Raw genomic sequence first — 1499 nt, forward strand, 5'->3', positions numbered from 1 at the left:
ATGCTATTTATGTAACGCTTCAGAAGGAAATGGAATTTCGTAATTTTGTTTAATGTAAAAATAGAAAGGAAATTCTAATGTCCGAAACAAAAAGAGAAAGAAAGCACTATTCACCCGAACAGAAAGTTCTTATCCTGAGAGAACTTCTTGAAAACAATCTTCCCATCAGCCAGCTTGCTGAAAAGTACCAGGTTCACCCTAACGACATCTATAACTGGAAGAAAAAACTCTTTGAGTATGCTAAAGATATTTTTCAGAGTAAATCAGTTAATCAGAAACAAACCTCCCTAGAACAGAAAAGGATTGAAAAGCTTCAGTCTAAATTAAGAGATCGTGAGGAGGCGATAGCCTTTCTGCTTAAAGAAAACATCGAAATAAAAAAAAGTATAGATGGGGAGATATGACCAGCAAGTGGGTTGAACCTGAGGTAAGAGATAATGTTGTGGAGTTTGTAAACTTCATAAGACCGAAGACTGATATTCCGCTTAAAGGTATCATTCCTCTTTTAGGCATTAGTTCCAGTAAATATTATTCTTGGATTGAGAGGAAAGGAGTAGAAAATAACCATAATGGAAAGACTCCCAAGGAACATTGGTGCCTGGACTGGGAGAAGGAAGCCATTATTGTCTATGCTAAATCTCATCCCGTAGAAGGTTACAGACGCCTTACTTACAAGATGATTGATGATAATGTTGTTGCTGTTTCGCCTGCTACTACTTACAGAATACTTAAAGCTGCCGGCTTACTTAACAGGTGGAATAAAGTTAAAAGCTCTTCCAAAGGAGGTGGCTTTAATCAGCCAACAGCTCCTCACCAGCACTGGCATACTGACATCAAGTATGTTAACTATCACGGAACTTTTCTGTTTCTTATTTCTGTTATTGATGGTTACTCACGATATATAGTTCATCACGAACTAAGACGAAGTATGCAACAGTTTGATGTCCAGTTAACCTTGCAGAGAGCTTTAGAGAAGTACCCCGGCATAAAGCCAAGAATCATTTCAGATAATGGTCCTCAGTTTATTTCCAAAGACTTTGCTGAATATTTGAAACTTCTAGAACTTCAGCATATAAGAACCTCTGTTGCTTATCCTCAGAGTAATGGCAAGATCGAACGATACCACAGAACTATTCATCAGGACTGCTTAATGAAAACCTCTTTAATCAATCTTGATGATGCACGTAAACAGATTTCATCTTATATTGATTACTACAATAATAAAAGACTTCACAGTTCGTTATTTTATTTAACACCTGAAGACTTTCTTATTGACAGAGTTGAAGAAAAGCTGAAAGTAAGAGAACGAAAACTTAAAGAAGCTAAATTGAAAAGAATTGAGGTTAGATATGCAAGCTAATCTACCTTATTTAATTAACACCAATTTCCATTTCCCGCTGAACCAATACAGTTTGGTTCGCTTCCACCTAAAAAAGTAATAAAATTCCAATTAGCTCCGCCATCGCTAGTGTAAACGTGCTTACCTGCAAAACCAAGTG

2 protein-coding genes are annotated in these 1499 nt (G+C 36.6%); both read left to right on the forward strand.

The features are described 5' to 3' along the window. The first annotated feature begins 77 nt into the window (after positions 1-77). A complete protein-coding gene (locus QZT26_RS17585) occupies positions 78-404 on the forward strand; it encodes a transposase (protein WP_295104044.1) in 327 nt (108 codons plus the stop codon). Further along, positions 401-1360 (forward strand): IS3 family transposase, encoded by a 960-nt coding sequence (locus QZT26_RS17590; protein ID WP_295104046.1) that lies wholly within the window; start codon positions 401-403, stop codon positions 1358-1360. Before QZT26_RS17585 ends, QZT26_RS17590 begins: the two co-directional genes overlap by 4 nt. Positions 1361-1499 lie beyond the last annotated feature (139 nt).

The organism is uncultured Candidatus Kuenenia sp., from assembly GCF_900696675.1.
GTDB lineage: Bacteria > Planctomycetota > Brocadiia > Brocadiales > Brocadiaceae > Kuenenia > Kuenenia stuttgartiensis_A.